We start from the raw sequence: 22640 nt of genomic DNA, 5'->3' as shown, positions 1-22640 counted from the left end.
TCAAGGTTGATTACACCCCTTGAATATGCCTAAAAGCTCTAGTTCTTCAAGCATAAAATCGCTATTTCATTGAAAATCAATAGGTTGTGCAAGCGTCAGCGGCGAAGTGAATAAAGTCATTGAATCGATGATATTTTACTGATTACCATCATTGCATCGACTCAATGTTGGTGTGCCACGCACCTGACCTGTTTTCGACCTTTGGAGAGACTATGAAAACCGCATTTGTAACCGGCGCTTCCGCAGGCTTTGGCCGCGCCATCTGCCGCACATTGGTCGCCGAGGGCTACCGGGTTATCGGTGGCGCTCGGCGCATGGACAAACTCAAGGCGCTGGAGAGCGAGCTGGGCGACTCGTTTATCCCGCTGGCGCTGGATGTCACCGATCCGGCCTCCTTGGATGCGGCTGTCGAATGGATCGGCAAGGCCTCGTTGAACATCGATGTGCTGGTCAACAACGCCGGGCTGGCGCTGGGCATTGACCGGGCCCAACAGGCCAGTGCCGAGAACTGGCAGCGGATGATCGACACCAACGTCACCGGCCTGACGATGGTCACCCACAAGATCCTGCCCCAGATGGTTGCGGCCGACAGCGGCCTGATCATCAACATCGGCTCCATCGCCGGCACCTACCCGTACCCGGGGGGCAATGTGTATGGCGCCAGTAAGGCGTTCGTCCGTCAGTTCAGCCTCAACCTGCGCGCCGACCTCGCCGGCACCCGGGTACGGGTGAGCAACATCGAGCCTGGCCTGTGCTCGGGCACCGACTTCTCGGTGGTTCGCCTCAAGGGGGATCTGGACGCCGTAGAGGCGTTGTACCGCGACGTCGAGGCGCTTCTGCCCGAAGACATCGCTGCCACCGTGGCCTGGATCGCGGCTCAACCTGCACATGTGAACATCAACACGATCGAGATCATGCCAGTGGCACAAAGCAGCGCGGGGTTGAATGTGGTGCGTAATCTGCCTCGTACCGCGAAGGCGTGAGGGGCGACGGCTGTTTCACAAATGAAACGGTTCCTTGAGCCATGTCATCGCGCATTCAGGATTCTTGACTAGAGTTAGGGTTGGTGGCCATCCGTTGGCCGCCACCGTGAAGTCCTCGAGGCGTCGGCGATGTCCCGACGTCCAGAACCTGATCAGGAGTGCACGATGGACCTCAACCGTCGGCAGTTCTTCAAGGTCGCCGCCATCGGCCTTGGAGGCTCGAGCCTCGCGGCGTTGGGCATGGCCCCGACCCCCGCGTTCGCCGAGCAGGTGCGCCACTTCAAATTGGCGCACACCAAAGAGACCCGCAACACCTGTCCATACTGCTCGGTCGGCTGCGGCCTGATCATGTACAGCCAGGGCGATGCGGGCAAGAACGTCAAACAGAACATCATCCACATCGAGGGCGATGCGGACCATCCGGTCAACCGCGGGACCTTGTGCCCGAAAGGTGCCGGCCTGCTCGATTTCATCCACAGCCCGAACCGCCTGCAGTACCCCGAGGTACGCAAGCCGGGCAGCAAGGAGTGGACCCGGATCAGCTGGGACGAGGCGCTCGATCGCGTCGCCGATCTGGTGAAAAAGGACCGCGACGCCAACTTCATCGAGAAGAACGCCCAGGGGCAGACGGTCAACCGCTGGCTCACCGTGGGCTTTCTCGCAGCGTCCGCCGCTTCCAGCGAAGCGGGCTACCTGACGCACAAGGTCATCCGTTCGCTGGGTGTACTGGGGTTCGATAACCAAGCGCGTGTCTGACACGGCCCGACGGTGGCAAGTCTTGCCCCGACGTATGGCCGTGGTGCCATGACCAACCATTGGTCCGATATCGCCAACGCGAATCTGGTCCTGGTGATGGGTGGCAACGCAGCAGAAGCGCACCCGTGCGGTTTCAAGTGGGTGACCGAGGCCAAGGCGCACAACAAGGCGCGGCTGATCGTGGTCGACCCGCGGTTCACGCGTACCGCCTCGGTGGCGGATTACTACGCGCCGATCCGTACCGGTACCGACATCGCCTTCATGGGCGGGTTGATCAATTACCTGCTGAGCAACGACAAGATCCAGCACGAGTACGTGCGCAACTACACCGACGTGTCGTTCATCGTCAAAGAAGGCTATGGCTTCGAGGACGGGCTGTTCAGTGGCTATGACGCGGACAAGCGCATCTATGCCGACAAATCCGGCTGGGGCTATGAGCTGGGCGAGGATGGTTTTGCCAAGGTCGACCCGACCCTGCAGCACCCGCGTTGCGTCTACCAGTTGATGAAGCAGCACTACAGCCGCTACACCCCGGAAGTGGCCAGCCTGACCTGTGGCATGCCCCAGGACGCCATGATGAAGGTGTGGGAAGAGATTGCCACCTGCTCGCAGCCGGGCAAGACCATGACGATCCTCTACGCGCTGGGCTGGACACAGCACTCGATCGGCGCGCAGATCATTCGCAGTGCAGCCATGGTCCAGTTGCTGCTGGGCAACGTCGGCATGCCGGGTGGCGGGGTCAACGCCCTGCGCGGTCACTCCAACATCCAGGGTCTGACGGACCTGGGGCTGCTGTCCAACTCGCTGCCGGGTTACCTGACCCTGGCCGGCGACGCCGAGCAGGACTACGCCGCCTTCATCGACAAGCGCGCCTCCAAGCCGCTGCGCCCGGGGCAGTTGTCCTACTGGCAAAACTACGGCAAGTTCCACGTCAGCCTCATGAAGGCTTGGTACGGCCCCAACGCCACTGCCGAGAACCACTGGGGCTATGACTGGCTGCCCAAGCTTGATGTGGGTTCCTATGACGTGCTGCGCATGTTCGAGATGATGGGCGAGGGCAAGGTCAACGGGTACTTCTGCCAGGGCTTCAACCCGATCGCCGCGTTGCCGGACAAAAACCGTGTCACCGCCGCGTTGGCCAAGCTCAAGTGGCTGGTGGTCATGGATCCGCTGGCCACCGAGACGTCCGAGTTCTGGCGCAACGCCGGCCCGTTCAATGATGTCGATACCGCCAACATCCAGACCGAGGTGATCCGCCTGCCCACCACCTGCTTCGCCGAGGAAGATGGCTCGCTGGTTAACAGCAGCCGCTGGCTGCAGTGGCACTGGAAGGGTGCCGACGGCCCGGGCGAGACCCGCACCGATGTGCAGATCATGAGCGAGCTCTTCCTGCGCTTGCGTCATCGCTACAAAGCCGAGGGCGGTGCGTACCCGGATCCGATGCTCAACATCAACTGGCCGTACAAGATCCCCGAAGAGCCTTCGCCCGAGGAGTTGGCCAAGGAAATGAACGGCTGGGCGGTCAGCGACTTCACCGACCCGACCGGTGCCACGCTCAAAGCCGGTCAGCAACTGGCAGGCTTCGGCCAGCTCAAGGACGACGGCAGCACGGCGTCCGGCTGCTGGATTTTCGCCGGCAGCTGGACTGAGCAGGGCAACCAGATGGCCCGGCGCGACAACAGTGACCCCTACGGCATGCACCAGGTGCAGAACTGGGCCTGGGCGTGGCCGGCCAACCGCCGGATTCTCTACAACCGCGCCTCCAGCGACCCGCAGGGCAAACCTTGGGACCCGGAGAAAAAACGCCTGGTGTGGTGGAACGGCAAGGCCTGGACGGGTACCGATGTGCCGGACTTCAAGGTCGACTCGCCACCGGAAGCGGGGATGAATCCGTTCATCATGAACCCCGAAGGGGTGGCGCGGTTCTTCGCCATCGACAAGATGGCCGAGGGGCCGTTCCCCGAGCATTACGAGCCGTTCGAGACGCCCATCGGCATCAACCCACTCAACCCGCAGAACAAGAAGGCCATCAGCAACCCGGCCGGGCGCGTGTTCGACTCGGTGTGGGACACCTTGGGCAAGGCCAACGAATTCCCTTACGCGGCGACCACCTACCGGCTGACCGAGCACTTCCATTTCTGGAGCAAGCATTGTCGCCTCAACGCCATTGCCCAGCCCGAGCAGTTCGTCGAGATCGGCGAGGCGCTGGCCAACGAGAAAGGCATCAAGGCCGGCGACCGGGTGCGGGTCAGCTCCAAGCGTGGACATATCGAGGCGGTGGCGGTGGTGACCAAGCGGATCCGTCCGCTGAAGGTGAACAACCAGACCGTTCACCACGTCGGCATTCCGCTGCACTGGGGCTTCACCGGCATCACCCGGCATGGCTACCTGACCAACACCTTGGTGCCGTTCCTGGGTGATGGCAATACCCAGACGCCGGAGTCCAAGTCGTTCCTCGTCAACGTGGAGAAAATCTAATGGCCCAGCAAGACATCATCGCCCGCTCGGCCACCACGACCGTACCGTCTTCGGTGCGCCAGCAGCAGGAAGTCGCCAAGCTGATCGACACCACCAAGTGCATCGGCTGCAAGGCTTGCCAGGTGGCGTGCTCGGAGTGGAACGAACTGCGTGACGAGGTCGGCCACAACCACGGCACCTACGACAACCCCCAGGACCTGACCGCCGAAACCTGGACCCTGATGCGCTTCACCGAGCACGAGCGCGACGATGGCAACCTGGAGTGGCTGATCCGCAAGGACGGCTGCATGCACTGCGCCGAGCCCGGTTGCCTGAAGGCCTGCCCAAGCCCGGGGGCGATCATCAAGCACGCCAACGGCATCGTCGATTTCAACCAGGATCACTGCATCGGCTGCGGTTACTGCATCACCGGCTGCCCGTTCAACATCCCGCGGATCTCGCAGAAGGACCACAAGGCCTACAAGTGCAGCCTGTGTTCCGACCGCGTGGCCGTGGGTTTGGAGCCGGCCTGCGTGAAGACCTGCCCGACCGGGGCGATCGTCTTCGGCAGCAAGGATGAAATGAAGGTGCATGCCGCCGAGCGCATCGTCGACCTGAAGTCCCGGGGCTTCGACAAGGCCGGGTTGTACGACCCGGACGGCGTCGGCGGCACCCACGTGATGTATGTGCTGCACCACGCCGATACGCCCAGGCTCTACGCCGGGTTGCCGGATCAACCAGTGATCAGCCCGCTGGTGGGGCTGTGGAAAGGCATCAGCAAGCCACTGGCGTTGCTGGCGATGGGCGCGGCAGTGCTGGCTGGGTTCTTCCACTATGTGCGGGTCGGCCCGCAGCGGGTCGAGGAGGACGATGCCCTGGCACCTGCCGAGGACAGCGTGCATCAGGTCGACCCGTCGGTGCATGTCTATGATCCGACCAAGCCCGGCGGGCAAGGGGGGCCGCGGCCATGAGCGACAACAAACCGATCCTGCGCTACAACGCCAACGAGCGCAGTAACCACTGGATCGTCGCGATCCTGTTCGTGATGGCCGGGCTGTCTGGGCTGGCGCTGTTTCATCCGGCGCTGTTCTGGCTCAGCCATCTGTTCGGTGGCGGCCCGTGGACGCGCATCCTGCATCCATTCCTGGGCGTGGCGATGTTCATATTCTTCCTCGGGCTGATGCTGCGTTTCTGGCGCGCCAATTTCATCACCGCCAACGATCGCCTGTGGCTGCGCCGCGTCGACCGGGTGATGCGCAACGAGGAGGAGGGCGTGCCGCCGATCGGCAAGTACAACGCTGGGCAGAAGCTGCTGTTCTGGACCTTGCTGCTGTGCATGCTGGTGCTGCTGATCAGTGGCGTGGTGATCTGGCGCGCCTGGTTCAGCCAGTACTTCGACATCGGCGCCATTCGCCTGGCGACCTTGCTCCATGCGCTGGCGGCGTTCGTGCTGATCCTCAGCATCATCGTGCATATCTATGCCGGCATCTGGATCAAAGGCTCGGTAGGCGCCATGCTGCATGGCTCGGTCAGTCGCGCCTGGGCACGCAAGCACCATGAGTTGTGGTACCGCGAAGTGACTGGCGACAAGACGCCGGGCAATCACGGACGAAAAGAAGGATGAGCGCTTGAGCACCATACTCGAACCCGGGCAGATCGAAGCGTCGGCCGTGACGCCGCCGTTTCTGAACCTGCCGCCTGCCAACCTGTTCGAACGGCGCGCCGAGCGCCTGGAGCAACTGGCCGAGGGCAATGCCCTTGGCCAGTACCTGATGCTGATCGCACGGCTGTGTCGTATCCAGCAGCAGCTTGTGGATAACCCGCCCAGTGCTCTGCCGGTGGCAGGCGAACGCCAGCGGCTGTGCATAAGTCATGGCTTGCCACCGCTGGCGGCGGACAGCCTGGTGCGCGAGGGGCCTTGGCTGGTCTGGCTAAAGGCGCTGCTCGAACGCTTCGATGGCGCCTCCGACGGGGCGCTGGGTGAGGCGCTACGCACGTTGCGAGAGAGCGACGACAGCCAGCGCAAGGGCTGGGCCATTGCCCTGTTGGCCGGCCAGTACGATGCCGTGCCGGCGGCGCTGGTGCCCTTCATTGGCGCGGCGCTGCAAGCGGCTTGGTCCCATTGGCTGCTGACGCTGCCCGAACCTGAACTCAAGCCCGCCGACAGCCTGGCGCAATGTCCGGCCTGTGGATCACCGGCCATGGCGGGGGTGGTGCGCAACCGTGGCAAGCACAACGGCCTGCGATACCTGGTCTGTTCGTTGTGCGCCTGCGAGTGGCATGTGGTGCGGGTCAAATGCGTGTACTGCGAGTCGAGCAAGGATCTGCGCTACAGCAACCTCGAGGATGACCGGCACGCGCCGGGCAAGGCGCCGTTGCGCGCCGAATGTTGCCCAGGGTGTCAGAGCTACTTGAAGCAGAGCTACCTGGAGAATGACGCCGCGGCTGAGCCGCTGGCCGATGACCTGGCCAGCCTGGCGCTGGATATGCGTCTGGATGAGGAGGGCTTCCAGCGGCTGGGGCCTAACCTGATGCTGGCGCCCGGATAGGGGGAAGTGTCTACACTGAAATACCGAGTTGCCTCATTCGCGGGTAAACCCGCTCCCGCAACGGCTGTACTGCCCTTGGGGGAGCGGGTTTACCCGCGAAAAGACCCAAATCGACAACGGATCAGTTGAAGGTAGTACCGCATGTCTTCGAGCCCCGCCAGCGACACCCCACGCCTGCCCTCCATCGACACCTTGTTACGCCACCCGACCTGCGAGCCGTTGATCGAGCGCCATGGTCGTGACGCCGTGCTGGCTACTCTGCGCCAATTGCTCGATGACCTGCGTGAGCCTGCTCGCCTTGGCCAGATGAGCGTGGTCGAGCTGGCACCGGACGTCCTCAATGGCCGCGCTGGCGAACGCCTGGCCATCCAGCAGCGCAGCCAGGTACGTCGTGTATTCAACCTCACCGGCACGGTGCTGCACACCAACCTGGGCCGTGCGCTGTTGCCCGAGGAGGCGGTGGAGGCCATGCAGGTCGCCGCCCGCCATCCGCTGAACCTGGAGTTCGACCTGGCCACCGGCAAGCGCGGTGACCGCGACGACCTGATCGAAGGCCTGATCCGCGAGCTCACCGGGGCCGAGGCGGTCACGGTGGTCAACAACAATGCCGCTGCCGTGCTGCTGGCGCTCAACAGCTTGGGCGCGCGCAAGGAGGGTGTCATCTCCCGAGGCGAGTTGATCGAGATCGGTGGCGCGTTCCGTATTCCCGACATCATGTCCCGCGCCGGAGTCCGCCTGCATGAGGTCGGCACCACCAATCGCACCCACGCCCGCGACTACGAAGGCGCGATCAACCCGCGTACCGGCTTACTGATGCGCGTGCATTGCAGCAACTACAGCATTCAGGGTTTCACCACCCAGGTACCCACTGCCGAGCTGGCAGCCATCGCCCACGCCCATGGCTTGCCTCTGCTAGAGGACCTGGGCAGCGGCAGCCTGCTCGACCTCACCCGTTGGGGGCTGCCGGCCGAACCCACGGTGCGTCAGGCCCTGGCTGACGGTGCCGACATCGTCACCTTCAGTGGCGACAAGCTGCTCGGCGGCCCCCAGGCCGGCATCATCGTCGGGCGCAAGGAACTGATCGCCAAGATCAAGAAGAACCCCCTCAAGCGTGCCCTGCGGGTCGACAAGATCACCTTGGCCGCGCTGGAAGCCGTGCTGGCGCTTTACCGCAATCCGGATCGGCTCGCCGAACGCTTGCCCAGTCTGCGCCTGTTGACCCGCCCTCAGGATGAGATAGCGGCCCAGGCCGAGCGCCTGGCCCCGGCGCTCGCGGCCTCTCTGGGGGCGCAATGGGTCGTGAGCGTCGAGCCGGTCTTGGGCATGATCGGCAGTGGCAGCCAACCTGTGGCGCGCCTGCCCAGCGCCGCCCTGTGCCTGCGCCCGCAAGTGTCGAAGAAGCTGCGCGGACGCAGCTTGCACGTGCTGGAGCGCGCCTTGCGCGACCTGCCGGTGCCGGTGCTCGGGCGCATCGATGACGACGCCTTGTGGCTCGACCTGCGCCAGCTCGACGATGAGGCCCATTGGCTGGCGCAACTGCCAGCACTGCGCCTGGGGCCGGTCCAGTGATCGTCGGCACCGCCGGCCATATCGACCATGGCAAGACCGCACTGCTCCAGGCCCTGACCGGTCAGGCTGGCGATCATCGCCAGGAGGAACGCGCCCGGGGCATGACCATCGATCTCGGCTACCGCTATGCCGCGCTGGCCGAGGGTGCGCCGTTGACCGGCTTCATCGACGTGCCCGGGCACGAGCGCTTCATTCACAACATGTTGGCCGGCGCCCATGGCATCGACCTGGTCTTGCTGGTAGTGGCCGCGGATGACGGCGTCATGCCACAGACCCGCGAGCACTTGGCGATCATCGAGCTGCTGGGTATCCCCCAGGCGGTGGTGGCGATCAGCAAGTGCGACCGGGTCGAGCCGCAGAGGGTTACGCAGGTCCAGGCGCAGGTTTCGGCACTGCTGGCGTCGGGGCCTTACGCGCGGGCGCAGCAGTTTCCGCTGTCCAGTGTCACCGGGGAGGGCGTCGCAGCGTTGCGCCAGGCGCTGCTGACCGCTGAAGACACGGTAGGTCAACGCAGCGCACGCGGTGGTTTCCGTCTGGCCGTGGACCGGGCGTTTGCCGTGGCAGGAGCCGGTATTGTGGTCACCGGCACCGCCTTGGCCGGACAGGTCAGCGCCGGTGACACCTTGCTGCTGGGCAAGGCGGGCAAGCCGGTACGGGTGCGGGGGCTGCATGCACAGAACCAGGCTGCGCTGGTGGCCCAGGCAGGGCAGCGAGTGGCGCTGAACCTGCACGGCGAGCGCCTGGCGCTTGAGCAGATCCACCGGGGCGACTGGCTGGTGCCTGACTGGCTGCATGCGCCCAGCACACGTGTGGATATCGAGCTCACGTTATTGCCTGGCGAGACGCGAACCTTCGAGCATTTCAGCGCCGTGCACGTGCACCTGGGCACCCAGGACGTCACGGCGCGCGTGGCGCTGCTCGAGGGCGAGACGTTGCAGGCGGGGCAGCGGATGTTCGCCCAACTGCTGCTCAACGCCCCCTTGCAGGCAGTGCATGGCGATCGGCTGGTGCTCAGGGATCAACGTGCCCAACGCACCTTGGGCGGTGGCCGTGTAGTCGACCCCTTTGCTCCGAGCCGGCAACGGCGAAGTGAAACGCGTCTGCGACAGTTGCAGGCCCTCAGCGAGGCCAAGACCCTGGAGCAGGCCTTGCCGGCCCTGCTCGATGCCGCGCCTGGCGGACTGGATCCGCAACGCCTCGAGCGCCAGTTCAATCGGCTGCGCGACACCTGGACGTTACCTGAGGCTGTGCAGGTGATCGCGACGCGACAAGGGCAACTGCTGTTCGCCAAGCATCGCTGGCAGGCGCTGAAGGAGCAGGTCACGGCGCAGTTGGCGCAATTCCATGAGCAGGAGCCAGACCAGCTGGGGCCGGACCGCGACCGCCTGCGCAGGTTCATGGCCTTGCCCATGGAGCGTCCGGCGTTCGTCAGTCTTCTGGAGGCGTTGCTCGAAGCCGGCGATGTCGTCAGTAGCGGCCCCTGGCTGCATTTGCCGGCGCACAAGGTGCAGTTGAGCGACGCCGACGCTGCCTTGTGGGCGCTGCTGGAGCCTGAACTGGCGAGGGGCGAGTACGATCCACCCTGGGTGCGGATATTGGCTGCAGCGCAAGGGCGTGATGAAGCCGACGTGCGCCTGCTGCTGCGCAAGTTGGCTCGGCTGGGGCTTGTGCATCAGGTGGTGCGCGATCTGTTCTATCCGGAGGCGACTGTCCGGCGCATGGCAGACATGCTGTTGCAGCTTTCGGCCAGTACACCGATAGTGCAGGTGGCGGCGTTTCGCGATATGTTGGGCATCGGTCGCAAACGCAGCGTTCAGATTCTCGAATACTTCGACCGAATCGGCCTGACCCGGAGGGTGGCCGACCAGCGTTACATCCGAGCCGACAGTGCACTGGCCGAGCAGCAGCCAAGGCACTGACTACAAGGAAGGCAATCGCGCCCGGTGGCGCGGCCGGGCTTCAAACCCGGTTGGGGACGGCATCCGTTCCCGGGCAGGTTCGACTCCCGCTGCCTTCCGCCATTTCTCCTCAAAGCAACTGAGTCCAACTGGGCGCGTAGACCCGTGTGGGAACCACCGTCTTGCGTTGATTGCACCGGCCTATTCGCGGGTAAACCTGCTCCTACAGGTGCAGTGGTGTGGGACAACCTTCAGGCCCGCTCACCGCACAGGTCCAGGGCAAACCAATGCTCTGCCGTCTGTACATCCAGCCCTGCACCCAGCAGTGCGAACAGCTTGCCCAGCGCCGCTTCGCGGGTCATCCCGCCGCCACTGACCAGCCCGGTATCGCGCAGGCGGCTGCCGGCGGCGTAGGTGTCGAACACCACTGAACCCTCCGGACACTGGCTGATCGCAACGATCATCACCCCACCCTGGCGGGCTTCATGCAATGCGTCCAGCAGCGCCTGGTCATCCGAGGGGCCGGTGCCGCTGCCGTAGCATTCCAGCACCAGACCTTGCACGCCGGTGGCGAGCATCGCCTGCACGAAGCTGGCCTGCAGACCCGGTACCACCGGCAGCACCGCAAGGGGCACCGGCTGGCGGCGTTGGCGATAGTCCAGCGTTGGCGGGATGGCCGTGGCGCGCTCGCCCTCACGATGGCGGGGCAGCGCCACGAAGGCATCGAAGGCCTCGCTGCGCAGTTTCGATGCCCGGCAGCCATGCAACAGCTGGCCATGGAAGTACAGCTGCACACCCTCCGCCAGGCCGTTTTCGAACAGGCGCAAGGCCCCGAGCAGGTTGTCCCAGGCGTCGCTGTCCGGGGCCCCGGCTGGCAGCATGGAGCCGGTCAGCAGCACCGGTACCGGCAAGCCCAGCAGCAGGAACGACAAGGCCGCTGCACTGTAGGCCAAGGTGTCGGTGCCATGCAGCACCAGCACACCGTCATGGTCGCCGTGCTCCACTGCGTCGACGATGGCCTCGCGCATGGCCAGCCAGTTGGCTTGCTGCATGTTGGCGCTGTCGATCAGTGGGTCGAGCTCGCGCAGCGACCATTGAAGACGCGGCGCATCGGTCAGCAGCGCCAGGTGTTCGCGCATCCGCGCCTCGAAGCCGCTGGCCGGAGCCAGACCTTCCGGGGTCTGCAGCATGCCGATGGTGCCACCGGTATAGAGGACGAGAAGATTCTTGACTGCACGCATGGAAAACTTCCGTAGCGATGAGCGGAGAAGGGAGCCGCCCCGGAGGGGGCGGCGAGCAGCAGAGGATATCAGCGCTGTGGCTGGGGTTGGGCGGCAGCTTTGTCAGCGGCGGTTTCAGCCTTTGGATTGACTGGCCAGGCATTGCGATCCAAGTCCAGGTCGGCGAACTTGCTGGAGTCGAATACCGGCTGATCGATGCCAGCGCGGCGCTGGTCGTCGTAGTCGCGCATTACGCGCAGGCCGACCTTGAACAGCAGGGCCAAGGCGATCAGGTTGACGAATGCCAGGCAGGTCATGGTGATGTCGGCAAAGGCGAACACGGTCGACAGGTCCTGCATCGAACCCCAGATCACCAGCGCCAGTACCAGACCACGGAAGATCATCAGCACGGCACGGTTGCGGCTGAGGAACTGCAGGCTGTTCTCACCCAGGTAGTAGTTGTAGAGGATGCAGGTGAAGACGAACAGCGACAGGGCGACGCTGACGAACAGACGGCCCCAGTCACCGACCACGGCGGCCAGCGAGTTCTGGGTCAGGACGATGCCGTCACCTTCGAAGCCCGGGGTGTAGAAGCCCGACAGCAGGATCAGCAGCGCGGTGCAGGTGCAGATCACAAAGGTGTCGAGGAACACGCTGAAGGCCTGGACCACGCCCTGGGCGCCCGGGTGTTTCACTGCGGCTACGGCAGCGACGTTCGGCGCACTGCCCAGACCCGCTTCGTTGGCGAACACGCCACGCTTCACGCCCATGACGATGGCGCTGCCGAGCAGACCGCCGAACGCAGGGTCGAGGCCGAAGGCGCTCTTGAAGATGGTTTCCAGCATGGCTGGCACGTGCTCGATCTGGGTGCCGATCACGTACAGGGTCACGCCGATGTAGGCCAGGGTCTTGACCGGTACCAGCAGGTCCGATACTGCGGCGATGCGCTTGATGCCACCGATGAAGGTGATGGCCAGCAGCACTGCCAGGACGATACCGGTGTGTTTTGGATCGAAGGCAAAGGCGTTCTGCAGCGAGTGGGTCACGGTGTACGACTGCAGGCCAATGAAGGCGAAGCCGTAGGTGACCAGCAGCAGGATCGAGAACACGATCGCCATGCTTTTCAGCTTCAGGCCGTGCTGGATGTAGTACGCCGGGCCGCCGCGGTACAGGCCGTCGCCGTCGGCGCGCTTGTAGACCTGGGCCAGGGTGCATTCGAAGAAGCTGCTGGCCATGCCTACCAGCGCGGTGACCCACATCCAGAACACGGCGCCTGGGCCGCCGAGGGTCACTGCGATGCCGACGCCCGCGATGTTACCGGCGCCGACGCGGCCGGCAAGGCTCAGCATCAGGGCCTGGAACGAGCTCAGTTGGCCTGCCTGGCCGCGCAGGGATTCCTTGAAAACCGCGAACATGTGACCGAAATGACGGAACTGGACGAACCGAGAGCGGATGGTGAAGTAACCGCCGAGTCCGACGATCAGCACGATGAGGAGTTTCCCGGAAAGGAAATCGTTGAGTGCTTCGAGCATTGAAAAATGACCTCGATTCTTATTCTTCGCGTGGAAAGACCAGCGGGCGGCAGGCGCACCGCTATTCAGTGGGGGCGCATGGTTGGCCATGACAACAACGGTTACAATTTCGCGTGTTGCTCTCAGTTGATGCGACTTGATGCTAAACTTGCACCACTCGCATCACCTGGACCCTGCTCATGGGCGATCATTTCGCTATCAATCTGAAATTGGCCTGCAGCCATTACCGCTCTATTTCCGAGGTTTGCCGGCAGCTCTCGATCAATCGCGCGCAGTTCAACAAGTACCTCAGTGGCCAAAGCCGTCCGACGGCTTACAACCTCAAGCGCATCGGTGATTTCTTCGGCGTCGAGGAATACGAGCTGGGCCTGCCGCCCGAGCAGTTCGCCCGCCTGATCGGGGCGCGCAATCTGTCCGCCGAGTCTGGACCGCAGAACGACCCCATTAGCGAGCTGTTCAAACCGCTGCATGCCCATGCGGGCAATCTGTCGCGCTATTGCGGCTACTACTTCGAATACTCCAACTGCATGTCGGTCCCGGGCTCGATCCTGGTGTCGCTGGTGCACCTCTGGGAGGAGCGCGGCAGCTTTCTGTTCGAGCGCCAGGAGCGACAGGAGCGCTCCACGGCCACCGACTTGCACGCGGAGGTGCGCTGCCGCTACCTGGGTGCGGCTTTCCAACTGCAGGACCGGGTCTTTCTGATCGACTACGAGTCGCTGACGCTCAACGAGATGAGCCAGACCGTGCTCATCCCCAGCTTCAAGAGCCGTATCACCCGTCTGAACGGCTTGAAGACCGGAGTCTCCAGTGGGGACCGGCGCAATCCGGCCTGCACCCGCGTGGTCTGGGAGTACTTGGGCGAGGAGATCAACCGCATCAATGCCTACCGCCAGGTCAAGCTGTACCGCCCGGACGACCCACGCATCGATGACGACGTGCGCGAGCGTCTGAAGGCAGGGCCGATCAGCAACGGTTTATTCGAAATCGAGTGAGCCCTGTCCCGCGATACCCACACCGCGCTGCTCGGCAATACGTCATCTGAGCCGAATATCCTGTCGCACCCAGGCATGTGCTGTGGTTGGACTTCCCCGAGAGGAACCCGCAAAATGTCCGCTTCCTTCTATCAACCTGTTCGGATCTGCTGACTCTATGCGTATGCGCCTGATGCTGTTGGGTGGTGGCAATGCCCTCGGGCAAGCGCTGATTCGTCTCGGGGCCGAGGAGGACATCGGATTCCTGGCGCCGCGCCCGCCGGAGAACGGCTGGGGGCCGGCCAGTCTTACGCAACTGCTTGACGATCATCGCCCCGATGTCGTGGTCAACCTGGCTTACTATTTCGACTGGTTCCAGGCCGAGTCGGTCAGCGAGCAACGTCTGGCGTTGCAGGAGCGGGCCGTGGAGCGCTTGGCCGAGCTGTGCCAGCACCACCAGATCATTCTCGTGCAGCCCTCGAGCTACCGGGTGTTCGATGGCTCGCGGGCCACGGCCTACAGTGAAAAGGACGAGCCGGTGCCACTGGGGCAGCGTGGCCAGGCGCTCTGGCGCATCGAGCAGAGCGTGCGGGCGACCTGCCCACAGCATGTGCTGCTGCGTTTTGGCTGGGTGCTCGACGAAAGCATCGACGGCGTGCTCGGGCGCTTCCTCACCCGCGCCGAACAACCCCAGGAACTGCTGCTGGCCGATGACCGTCGCGGCAACCCGACGCCGGTCGACGACGCCGCGCGGGTGATCCTCTCGGTGCTCAAGCAGCTCGATTGTGACGCGCCGCTGTGGGGCACCTACCACTACGCCGGCAATGAGGCGACCACGCCGCTGGCGCTGGGCCAGGCGATCCTCGGCGAGGCGGCGCAATGGCACAAGCTGGCCGTGCAGGCGCCTACGCCCCAGGCCCATGCCGCGCGTCCCGACGCCAGCGAGGAGCCACAGAACGCGGTGCTGGCCTGCAAAAAGATTCTTCACACCTTCGGCATCAAGCCGCGCGCCTGGCGCGCAGGCTTGCCGCCCCTACTGGACCGGTTCTACCGACATGGCTGACGCCCCCATCCTGATCACCGGCGGTGCCGGCTTCATTGGCTCCCACCTGTGCGATGCGTTGCTGGACAAAGGCTATGCGGTACGGGTGCTCGATGACCTCTCCACCGGCAAGCGCGCCAACCTGCGCCTGGACCATCCCGGCTTGGAACTGATCGAAGGCGATGTGGCCGATGCCGAGCTGGTACGTCGTGCCACGGCAGGCTGTCGTGCCGTGGTGCATCTGGCCGCGGTCGCGTCGGTGCAGGCGTCGGTCGAAGACCCGGTGCGTACCCACCAGAGCAATTTCATCGGTACCCTGAATGTCTGCGAAGCCATGCGCCAGGAAGGCGTGCGGCGCGTGTTGTTCGCTTCCAGCGCAGCAGTCTATGGCAACAACGGCGAAGGTCAGTCGATCGCCGAGGACACGCCTAAGGCGCCCTTGACCCCCTATGCGGTGGACAAGCTGGCCAGCGAGCAGTACCTGGACTTCTATCGTCGCCAGCACGATCTGGAGCCGGTGGTGTTTCGCTTCTTCAACATCTTCGGGCCGCGCCAGGATCCTTCCTCGCCGTATTCCGGCGTGATCAGCATCTTCTGCGAACGCGCCACCCAAGGCCTGCCGATCACGGTATTTGGCGATGGCGAGCAAACGCGAGATTTTCTGTATGTGGGCGACCTGGTTCAGGTGATGGTCCAGGCGCTGGAGCATGAGCAGGTCGAGGAAGGGGCGGTGAACATCGGCCTGAACCAGGCGACCTCGCTGAATCAGTTGCTGGCGGCACTGGAGAAGGTGATCGGCAGCCTGCCTGCCATCAACCACGGCCCGGCGCGCTCGGGCGACATCCGTCATTCGCGGGCGGACAACACCCGCTTGCTGGCGCGTTTCGATTTCCCGCAGCCGACCTCGATGGTCGATGGGTTGGCCCGCCTGCTGGGTAAAGCCTGACGCTTTCTCATCGGTTTTGCGCGTCTATTCACGCGTAAACCCACTCCCACAGCTAGGCCTGTAGGAGCGGGTTTACCCGCGAAGATCACATCGTCTGGTCAGACGTGACATGGCAGCCAGAGCCGCCCTGCCGGGTGGGGATCAGAACTTGTAGCCCAGGCCCACCATGTAGACCCATGGGTCCACGTCCACGTCGACCTTGGTCTTGCCCACGCTCAGGGCGCTTGGGCCGTCCACGGTGGCCTTGGTGTCGATGTCGATGTACCAGACCGAGGCGTTGACCAGCAGGTTGTCGGTGAGCATGTAGTCCATGCCCAGCTGGGCGGCCAGGCCCACCGAGTCTTGCAGCTTCAGGTTGCTGAAGCCTTGCTTCTTGCGGGAGCTGCTGAGGTCTTCGTCGAAGAAGGTGGTGTAGTTGATGCCCACGCCCGCGTAAGGCTGGAACTTCGAGGAAGGCTCCATCGGGTAGTACTGCAGCGACAAGGTCGGCGGCAGTTGCTTGATGTCGGCCAGCTTGCCGTCCAGCCCAGGGCCAAGGCCTTTGACGGCCACGGTGTGGTTGAACGGCGTGGCGGCCAGCAGCTCAAGGCCGATGTGGTCGGTGAGCATGTAGGCGAAGGTCAGGCCCAGCTGGGTGTCGCTGTCCAGGGTCGCCTTGGTGCCCGACACCTTGGTGCCATCAAGCTTGAGATCGCTGCTGTCTTCGTTCGGCGCTACGGTGATGGCGCCGGCCCGCAGGATGATGTCACCGGCCTGGTGGGCCTGGGCGACAGGGGCGGCGAGTGCCAGGGCAATGAGTGAGGCGCCGAGCAAGGACTTGTTCATGGAAGCTCCCAAAGGACGTAAGTAATCGAGTAGTCCAATGGTAAGGAGCCGGCCGGAACGAACTGTTGATTCAGCTCAACGAAGCCGTGTCACAACGCCTAAACAGTGTTCATTGCAGCTCATAGGCGTAGATTTTTTCCGCTTCCATCTGGTAACCGGCATCGGCCAGTTCGCTGCTGGTGGCTTTTACCTGCATCCGGCCTTCGATCCAGTAGGGTTGGTAGAGATCTTCAATGCGCACCCCCATCTCGCTGACGATATGCACGATCTGGTTCGCCGGCGGCGGTGGTACGTGGATACAGGCGCCGTAGTAGGGCACCAGGAGGAACTCGGTGGTGCGGCCTTCCTCGCTCACCTCAAGCGGCACGATGTAGCCGGGCAGCCTGATCCACTGGCCATCCAGCGCTTTGACCACCGGAGCCTGTGGGGCTTGCTGGCGTGCAGCGGGTGCTGACTCAGCCAGCGCGGTGCCCAGCTGCGACAGGTCATGCAGCGGCGTCTGCTGTGGCGGGATCACGGGCGCACCCTGGGGGATCAGAGCGGGCCAGTCCAGGGTACGAGGCTCGGCGGCCCAGGCGGGTGTCAGGATGAGCAGCAACAGCAGTGCGAGGGCGTGACGCATGATGGGTTCTCAGAGGTGGATCGACAGGCCATCGGCCAGCGACTGACGATAGGCGCGCCACGCCGGCACGCTGCCCATCAGCAGCGCAGCGCCCAGGATGATCGCCAGCAGTGTCCATTCATGGGGGCTCGGCCAGGCCAGTGGCAGGTAGAGGCCATAGTTGGCCTGCACATAGCCCTGGGCCAGGGCTATGCCCGCGTAAAGCAGGCCAAGCCCGGCGGCGATACCGGCAAGCGCCAGGGCAAGTGCTTCGAGCACCAACAGCCCGGCGATGTGCCAGGGCCGCGCGCCCACCGAACGCAGGATGGCCATCTCCCGGCGACGTTCGTTGAGGCTGGTGAGGATCGCCGTGAGCATGCCGATCAAACCGGTCAGCACCACGAACAGCGATACCACGAACAACGCCTGTTCGGCGGTGCCCATCAGGCTCCAGAGCTCCTGCAGTGCGACCCCAGGGAGGATTGCCAGCAGCGGCTCGCTACGGAATTCGTTGATCTCCCGCTGCAGACTGAAGGTGGCGATCTTGTTGTTCAGACCCAGCATGAACGCTGTGATGGCGGCTGGTTGCAGGTCCATGACGCGCGCCTGTTCGGCGCTGATGCGCCCGGCGCCACGGGCTGGAACGCCGTTGTGCCAATCGACATGGATAGCCTCCATGCCGGCCAGGCTGATGTGAAGGGTGCGGTCCACCGGTGTACCGGTGCGTTCGAGGATGCCGACGACGGTAAAAGGTTTGTCGTCGTGCTTGACCAGGCTGATGGCCGCCACGCCGTGGGCCAGCACCAGCTTGTCACCGAGCTTGTAGTGCAGCGCTTGGGCCACTTCGGCGCCCAGCACCACTTCAAACGGGTCATCTGCGAAAGGCCGGCCTTGGTTCAGGGCCAGATGTTGCTGGCGCCCGAACTGATAATGGTCGAAGTAAGCGCCCGTGGTGCCCATCACCCGATAGCCGCGATGGGAGTCGCCGAGTGAAATCGGGATCGCCCACTTCACCCGTGGGTCCTTGGCGTAGTGTTCGAAACTGTCCCAGCGGATGTTATTGGTAGCATTGCCGATGCGAAACACCGAGTACAGCAGCAGGTTCACCGACCCCGAGCGGGCGCCGACGATCAGGTCGGTGCCGCTGATGGTGCTGGCGAAGCTGGCGCGGGCCTCGGTGCGCACGCGCTCCACGGCCAGCAACAAGCACACCGACAAGGCAATGGCGAAGGCTGTCAGGAACGCGGTGAAGCGGCGGTTGACCAGGCTGGTCAGTGCAAGGCGGAGCAAATACATCAGGCCTCCTGGGACTGGGCCGCGCGATTGAGTTCGGCCAGGGACAGATGACGGTCGAACAGCGGTGCCAGGCTCTGGTCATGGCTGACGAACAGCAGGCTTGAGCCCGCTGCGCGGCATTCGTCGAACAACAGGCGGATGAACGCCTCGCGAGTGTCGGCATCGAGCGCCGAGGTGGGTTCGTCGGCGATCACCAGTTCGGGCTGGCCGATCAGCGACCTGGCCGCGGCGACCCGCTGCTGCTGGCCGATCGACAGGCTGTCGGCGCGACGGGCAAGTAGCCGTGAGTCATCCAACCCCAGGTGTGCCAGCAGCGTCGCGGCCGCCTGGTCGATGCTGCCATGGCGCTGGATCGCCCGTTCGGCGCGGCTGCGCGAAAAGCGGCAGGGCAACTCGACGTTCTCCCGTACCGAGAGAAACGGCAGCAGGTTGAACTGCTGAAAGATATAGCCTGTGTGGTCGACCCGAAAACGATCACGTGCGCCCTGGCCCAGGGTTGCAAGGTCCTGGCCGAGAAGCTGGATGCGGCCTTGATCGGGGCGGTTCACCCCACCCAGCAGGCCGAGCAAGGTGGTCTTGCCGCTGCCACTGGGGCCCTTGAGGAACAGCGCCTCGCCTGCCTCCAGGCGAAACGCAGGGATGTCCAGCAACAGGGGCTGGCCGGGCCAGGCGAAGCGCAGCGCTTGCAGGTCGATCAGTGGCTGGCTCATTCAGAACGCGACCCTGCTGTTGGCAGGGGAGGCCGATACACCTTTCTGACCGTTCGGGCCGATCAGTTGCACATTGATCTTTTGGGTTGCCGGGAAGGCCTTGAACAGCGGGGCAAGGTCGATCTCGGCGAGCTTGCCAGGCGCTGCGCAGTTGAACTGATAGTGAGCGTTGACGTCGGCATGGTCATGCCCGTGCTCGTCGTTGTCGCCCTCGTCGTGGGCGTGCGGCGTATCGCCAAACAGCGGGCTGTCGAGCGCTTGGGCGTCATCCGTGCAACCGGCGGCCTCGGTCAGCCCGAACAGTTTCAGCGGTTGCTCCAGTTGCTGGCGTGCAGCGGCGACCTTGGCCTTGTCGGCATCGCTGGTGGCCGCATGTTCGAAACCGACCAAGTTCATGGCCGGGCTGTCCAGTTCCAGCTCCAGGGTGTTGCCCTCGAGCACCGCATTGAGCGTGGCCACGCCATGTTCATGAGCGCCAAGGCTGCCATGGGCATGATCGTGATCATCGTGGGCCTGGGCCGCAACCAAGGGGAGCAGGGCGAAAGGCAGGGCGAGGAGCGAGCGGCGCATGGATGACTCCGGGTGTCGGACATTGATTTCGTAATGTTATAACAAGTTTTTCCATCCCCGCCAGCCTGCCTGGCGCAGGTTTCATGTTCATGGGAGCATGACCGCATCGACCCTCGATTTAAGGAAGGCAGTGTGAGAATTCGTGGACGGATCGGCGACTGGCCGGTGGACCTGACCCTTGAGCTGGAGCCTGCGGAGTGGGCTCAGTTGGGGCGTCAGTTGGAGGTGCCGGCCGTTGCCGAGGCGGCCGCGACGCCCGCAGCCGCCACCTCGCGCCAGGATGATGGGCAGTGGTTGGCTGCCTGTGAACTGCTGCGCCAGGTCGGGCAGATCAGCGGACCGGAGTTGCTGGGCCGTCTGGAAGGGCTCGCCGGCAGTACGGCGGCGGGCAAGCGGCTGCTGGTGCGTTTGCGCCACAGCCGTGAGGTGAAGGTGGAAAGCGGGCCGGACGCGCCGGTGTATCACTGGGTGGGATGAGTGAGGGCCGCTGTGCGGCCCCATCGCAGGCGTCGTCAGTTCCTACAGGCACCCCGCCGTTCAGTACCCGCGGAGCAGACACCGCGGTGCATGGCACCGACGTTGTCGTGCTTGCCGGTGACTCGGCGTGAGGTCACCAAAACCGATCAGAACATCGCCGCAGACAGCTTGCGCCGGTAAACGCTCACCAGCGGATGGTCATTGCCCAGCAGTTCGAATACCTGCAGCAGCGCCTTCTGCGGCAAACCGTCGGCGTAGCCACGGTTGCGCTGGAACAGCTTGAGCAGGCCGTCTAGCGCTGGCTCGTACTGCTGGCGCGCCAACTGCTGGATGCACAACTGGTAGGTCGCTTCGTCATCTTGTGGGTTTTGCGCCAGGCGGCTCTTGAGCTCGGCGACCTCCGGCAGGCTGGCGGCCTGGCGCAGGAAGGTCAATTGGGCCTTGGCGCCGGCCAGTGCGGCCTTGTGTTCGTCGGTCTTGACCGCATCCAGCACCACCTGGGCTTCGCCCAGCTCGCCCCGTTCTGCCAGGCAGCGGGCGTAGAGGATCAGCCCCTCGACATTGCTGTTGTCTTCGCTCAACAGCGTCTGCAACAGCGCTTCGGCTTCGCTGAAGCGGCTCTCTGCGAACAGCGCCTTGGCCTGTTCCAGCGGCGAGGCGGTCGGAGCAGCAGGCATCTGCACATGGGGTTCGAGCATCGCACGGATGGCCGACTCAGGCTGGGCGCCGGCAAAGCCGTCGACCGGCTGGCCGTCCTTGAACAGCACTACGGTCGGCAGGCTGCGGATACCGAACTGGGCGACGATCTGCTGCTCCACGTCGCAGTTGACCTTGGCCAGCAGCAACTCGCCCTGGTAACCCTCGGCGATCTTGGCCAGCAATGGCATCAGCGCCTTGCAGGGTGCGCACCATTCGGCCCAGAAATCCACCAGCACAGGCTTGTGGAAGGAATTCTCGATGACCAGTTGCTGGAAAGTGGCATCGCTGGCATCGAAAATGTACGGCGTGTCTTGGTTCATCGCGACTCTCGCAAATCCTTGAATGGCACCACTATAAAGGCTCGCGGCTGGCGTGGTACAGGCTGACCCGGCGGAATTCGTGTGGCTCGGCCAGGTCCGGCAGGGTCAGTGCCTCGAGCACGCCAAGCGCCTGGTAGCGTGGGTGATCGAAGTTGCGCACCCGGGAGTCGGCCACCAGAGCCTGACGTCCGCGGCTCAAGAACTCATCGAGCAGCGGCAGGTTGGCGCGGTCGTAGAGCACGTCGGCGACCAGGATCAAGTCGAAGCGGTCGGCCTCGGTGAAGAAATCGCTGCTGTAGCCCAGCTCCACGCCGTTGAGCGCTGCATTGGCGCGACAGGCGTCAAGTGCCAGCGGGTCGAGGTCGCAGGCCACCACCTCAAGCGCGCCTGCCCGTGCGGCAGCGATACCGGCGATGCCGGAGCCTGCGCCGAAATCCAGCACGCGCTTGCCGCGCACCCAGTGCGGCTGCTCGGCCAGGTAGCGGGCCATGGCCAGGCCACTGGCCCAGCAGAAGCTCCAATAGGGCGGTTCATCGAGGATGCGCCGGGTTTCCTCGGGGCTGAATGCGCGGTCCATGTTGTCGGCGTCGATCAGCCACAGCTTCAGTTCGCAGTCGGGCAGGTCGCTCACGACCAGGCGCGCCTCGCCGATCAGGCCGCTCAGGGTCTGCTGCAAATGCAGTGGAGGCATCTAGGGCGCCTTCTCGAAGCGCAGCGGGCCGGTGGCTTGGGTGGTGGCCTGGGCGATACGCAGGGGAGGCAAGTGCAGGATCAGTTGCCCGGAGCGGCTGGCGCGGCCGCGCAGCTCCACGCGAGCGTCGGCGGGGAAGGCCTCGGGGCTGAAACGCAGGCGATAGGGCAGGTCCTGGCCGGTGCCGATGAGGTTGCTGCTGGCCAACAGGCGTTGCGGGCGGCCTCGCTCATCGATGACCAGCAATGCCAGCTCCACCTCGGCGCCGGCCGGTATTTGCAGCAAGGTGCCGCTCAGTTCGCGCTGATAGGCCGGCAGCGGGCCCAGATCGTCGCCTTTTTTCTTGACGGCCTTGGTCGGCGGCGCAGTGACGGTTTGCTCGGGCTTGGGTTGATCGCTGCCGCAGGCGGCGAGCAGGCCGGTGAGGCACAGCACGACGAGCGCTCGGTAATGCATGGGGTAATCCTTCGCAGGCAGAATTCCATGGATGGTAACCCCTTTGGCTTGTCTTGCCAGTGGGATGCGCTA

The 22640-nt window shown here is 64.2% G+C and carries 21 protein-coding genes and 1 tRNA gene; 12 read left to right on the top strand and 10 right to left on the bottom strand.

The features are described 5' to 3' along the window. The first annotated feature begins 212 nt into the window (after nucleotides 1-212). From IEC33019_RS24210 to IEC33019_RS24170, 8 genes are all read left to right on the top strand, one after another. Complete coding sequence (locus IEC33019_RS24210; protein ID WP_070093908.1) at nucleotides 213-983, top strand: SDR family NAD(P)-dependent oxidoreductase; 771 nt, start codon at nucleotides 213-215, stop codon at nucleotides 981-983. Nucleotides 984-1148: 165 nt separating this feature from the next. Then, nucleotides 1149-4217, top strand: a complete 3069-nt coding sequence (fdnG, locus tag IEC33019_RS24200; protein WP_139139904.1) for a formate dehydrogenase-N subunit alpha — start codon at nucleotides 1149-1151, stop codon at nucleotides 4215-4217. Next, nucleotides 4217-5167, top strand: a complete 951-nt coding sequence (gene fdxH / locus IEC33019_RS24195; RefSeq protein ID WP_070093911.1) for a formate dehydrogenase subunit beta — start codon at nucleotides 4217-4219, stop codon at nucleotides 5165-5167. Before fdnG ends, fdxH begins: the two co-directional genes overlap by 1 nt. Then, nucleotides 5164-5820: a formate dehydrogenase subunit gamma gene (locus IEC33019_RS24190; RefSeq protein WP_070093912.1), complete on the top strand. Its 657-nt coding sequence runs from the start codon at nucleotides 5164-5166 to the stop codon at nucleotides 5818-5820. The genes fdxH and IEC33019_RS24190 overlap by 4 nt, the downstream gene beginning before the upstream one ends. Before the next feature lie 4 nt (nucleotides 5821-5824). After that, entirely contained in the window at nucleotides 5825-6745 is a 921-nt protein-coding gene (gene fdhE / locus IEC33019_RS24185) for a formate dehydrogenase accessory protein FdhE (RefSeq protein ID WP_070093913.1), read from the top strand. A gap of 141 nt (nucleotides 6746-6886) precedes the next feature. Then, nucleotides 6887-8314, top strand: a complete 1428-nt coding sequence (gene selA / locus IEC33019_RS24180; protein WP_099593968.1) for an L-seryl-tRNA(Sec) selenium transferase — start codon at nucleotides 6887-6889, stop codon at nucleotides 8312-8314. Continuing rightward, nucleotides 8311-10233: a selenocysteine-specific translation elongation factor gene (gene selB / locus IEC33019_RS24175; RefSeq protein WP_070093915.1), complete on the top strand. Its 1923-nt coding sequence runs from the start codon at nucleotides 8311-8313 to the stop codon at nucleotides 10231-10233. The genes selA and selB overlap by 4 nt, the downstream gene beginning before the upstream one ends. Before the next feature lie 6 nt (nucleotides 10234-10239). Next, a tRNA-Sec gene (locus tag IEC33019_RS24170) sits at nucleotides 10240-10335 on the top strand. A 128-nt stretch (nucleotides 10336-10463) separates the two neighbouring features. Here the strand turns inward: IEC33019_RS24170 and IEC33019_RS24165 are convergent. Next, entirely contained in the window at nucleotides 10464-11453 is a 990-nt protein-coding gene (locus IEC33019_RS24165; protein ID WP_070093916.1) for an asparaginase, read from the bottom strand. 68 nt (nucleotides 11454-11521) lie between these two features. Continuing rightward, nucleotides 11522-12964, bottom strand: coding sequence for an alanine/glycine:cation symporter family protein (locus IEC33019_RS24160; protein WP_070093917.1), 1443 nt, complete (start codon nucleotides 12962-12964; stop codon nucleotides 11522-11524). 179 nt (nucleotides 12965-13143) lie between these two features. Between IEC33019_RS24160 and IEC33019_RS24155 the strand changes: the two genes are divergently transcribed. The 3 genes from IEC33019_RS24155 (at nucleotide 13144) to IEC33019_RS24145 (ending at nucleotide 15923) form a co-directional block, all read left to right on the top strand. Continuing rightward, a complete protein-coding gene (locus IEC33019_RS24155; RefSeq protein ID WP_070093918.1) occupies nucleotides 13144-13956 on the top strand; it encodes a helix-turn-helix domain-containing protein in 813 nt (270 codons plus the stop codon). Nucleotides 13957-14113: 157 nt separating this feature from the next. Next, nucleotides 14114-14998, top strand: a complete 885-nt coding sequence (locus tag IEC33019_RS24150) for a sugar nucleotide-binding protein (RefSeq protein WP_070093919.1) — start codon at nucleotides 14114-14116, stop codon at nucleotides 14996-14998. Next, nucleotides 14991-15923: an NAD-dependent epimerase/dehydratase family protein gene (locus tag IEC33019_RS24145; protein ID WP_070093920.1), complete on the top strand. Its 933-nt coding sequence runs from the start codon at nucleotides 14991-14993 to the stop codon at nucleotides 15921-15923. The genes IEC33019_RS24150 and IEC33019_RS24145 overlap by 8 nt, the downstream gene beginning before the upstream one ends. Before the next feature lie 141 nt (nucleotides 15924-16064). On the opposite strand, the gene IEC33019_RS24140 is transcribed toward IEC33019_RS24145, so the two are convergent. The 5 genes from IEC33019_RS24140 to IEC33019_RS24120 all read right to left on the bottom strand — a co-directional run bounded on the left by IEC33019_RS24140 (nucleotide 16065) and on the right by IEC33019_RS24120 (nucleotide 19925). After that, nucleotides 16065-16748: an OmpW/AlkL family protein gene (locus IEC33019_RS24140; RefSeq protein WP_070093921.1), complete on the bottom strand. Its 684-nt coding sequence runs from the start codon at nucleotides 16746-16748 to the stop codon at nucleotides 16065-16067. A 109-nt stretch (nucleotides 16749-16857) separates the two neighbouring features. Further along, a complete protein-coding gene (locus tag IEC33019_RS24135; protein ID WP_070093922.1) occupies nucleotides 16858-17370 on the bottom strand; it encodes a DUF3299 domain-containing protein in 513 nt (170 codons plus the stop codon). A 9-nt stretch (nucleotides 17371-17379) separates the two neighbouring features. Further along, entirely contained in the window at nucleotides 17380-18645 is a 1266-nt protein-coding gene (locus IEC33019_RS24130; RefSeq protein WP_099593967.1) for an ABC transporter permease, read from the bottom strand. Continuing rightward, complete coding sequence (locus tag IEC33019_RS24125) at nucleotides 18645-19355, bottom strand: ABC transporter ATP-binding protein (RefSeq protein ID WP_099593965.1); 711 nt, start codon at nucleotides 19353-19355, stop codon at nucleotides 18645-18647. Before IEC33019_RS24125 ends, IEC33019_RS24130 begins: the two co-directional genes overlap by 1 nt. Continuing rightward, entirely contained in the window at nucleotides 19356-19925 is a 570-nt protein-coding gene (locus IEC33019_RS24120; protein WP_070093925.1) for a DUF2796 domain-containing protein, read from the bottom strand. A 132-nt stretch (nucleotides 19926-20057) separates the two neighbouring features. On the opposite strand from IEC33019_RS24120, the gene IEC33019_RS24115 reads away from it, so the two are divergent. Then, nucleotides 20058-20402, top strand: coding sequence for a hypothetical protein (locus IEC33019_RS24115; RefSeq protein ID WP_070093926.1), 345 nt, complete (start codon nucleotides 20058-20060; stop codon nucleotides 20400-20402). A 146-nt stretch (nucleotides 20403-20548) separates the two neighbouring features. On the opposite strand, the gene trxA is transcribed toward IEC33019_RS24115, so the two are convergent. The 3 genes from trxA to IEC33019_RS24100 are packed head-to-tail and all read right to left on the bottom strand — an operon-like array spanning nucleotide 20549 to nucleotide 22568. After that, a complete protein-coding gene (trxA, locus tag IEC33019_RS24110) occupies nucleotides 20549-21421 on the bottom strand; it encodes a thioredoxin (RefSeq protein ID WP_070093927.1) in 873 nt (290 codons plus the stop codon). 31 nt (nucleotides 21422-21452) lie between these two features. Further along, nucleotides 21453-22112 (bottom strand): class I SAM-dependent methyltransferase, encoded by a 660-nt coding sequence (locus tag IEC33019_RS24105; RefSeq protein ID WP_070093928.1) that lies wholly within the window; start codon nucleotides 22110-22112, stop codon nucleotides 21453-21455. Continuing rightward, complete coding sequence (locus tag IEC33019_RS24100; RefSeq protein WP_070093929.1) at nucleotides 22113-22568, bottom strand: hypothetical protein; 456 nt, start codon at nucleotides 22566-22568, stop codon at nucleotides 22113-22115. It lies immediately after the preceding gene. Between the last annotated feature and the right edge of the window lie 72 nt (nucleotides 22569-22640).

Source organism: Pseudomonas putida (genome assembly GCF_002741075.1).
Lineage (GTDB): Bacteria > Pseudomonadota > Gammaproteobacteria > Pseudomonadales > Pseudomonadaceae > Aquipseudomonas > Aquipseudomonas putida_T.
Note: the sequence above shows the minus strand (reverse complement) of the source record. Positions and strands in the feature narration are given on the sequence as shown.